Below are 964 nucleotides of genomic sequence, written 5' to 3'. Positions count from 1 at the left end.
CAGCACCTGACCGGCTTCCGGGACAGGATCCTCGACGTCTTCGATCGCCACCACACCTCGCCGGGCCATCACCGCACGCATACGTCGAACCTAACCAGCCTGCCGCGCCCGGCCCAGTGCACGAAAGAGGACATTCCGCGACCGACGCGCCTGCTTTACTGGTGGCGTGACCGGCCCCGCCGGGCTCGGCGCCCGGGACTACGAACGCGTCTTCGCCGTGCTGGAAGCCTGCGAAGACGCCGCCGATCTCGGCGAATTCCGCCGTGCCGTGGTCGACGCCGTGCAGCACGCCTTCGGTGTCCAGGGCGTCACCTTCTTCACCGGTGACAGCGTGGCCGACGCGTTCCGTGACGCTGCGCCCGCGACCACCGGCGATCCCAGCGGAGAGATTCTCGACGACTATCTGCGGTCCTGGAACACCTCCGACGTGTTCGCCACCCCGGCCGCCCTGCAACGGCTGCAGGACACCGGCGGGGTCTGTCTGGACGAGCTGCCGCCGCCACCGGAGCCCGCCGCCCGCTACGTCGAACAGTTCCTGCACCGGGCCGGTCTGCAGTCCTGCAATGCCTTCACGTTCTCGATGGGCTCGCACCGGCACGGCCTGGTCGGCCTGTTCGACCCGGATCCCGTCGCCGTCGGCCCACGCGACGCGTCGACCATGCGCCTGTTGTGCCGGCGACTACGCGTGGTGTCCCGCACCCTGCCCGGATGCCAGCCGGATCCCCTTGCCGCACTGACCAACCGGCAGCGCGAGGTGGTCGTTCTGCTCTCCCGTGGACTGACCAACGCGCGGATCGCCGCGGAACTCGTACTCACCGAGGACACCGTGAAGAAGTATGTGAGCCGCGCCCTCGACAGCACGGGCTGCCGGTCCCGCACCGAACTGGCGTTGCTCGCGGCCAACCGCTAGGACCCGCGCGAGACCAGGCAGAATCGCAGATGACATGACCGACACCGAGAGCCT

General features: G+C 69.1%; 1 protein-coding gene. It reads left to right on the top strand.

Annotation, left to right across the window (positions count from 1 at the left end; genetic code table 11):
- The first annotated feature begins 166 nt into the window (after window positions 1-166).
- Window positions 167-910 carry a helix-turn-helix transcriptional regulator gene (locus H7J86_RS33330; protein ID WP_090358372.1) on the top strand — a complete coding sequence of 248 codons (744 nt, stop codon included), beginning with the start codon at window positions 167-169 and terminating at the stop codon, window positions 908-910.
- Window positions 911-964: the final 54 nt, after the last annotated feature.

The sequence above is a fragment of the Mycobacterium hackensackense genome, from assembly GCF_025822555.1.
GTDB lineage: Bacteria > Actinomycetota > Actinomycetes > Mycobacteriales > Mycobacteriaceae > Mycobacterium > Mycobacterium fluoranthenivorans.
This window is presented reverse-complemented; position numbering and strand designations above follow the sequence as displayed.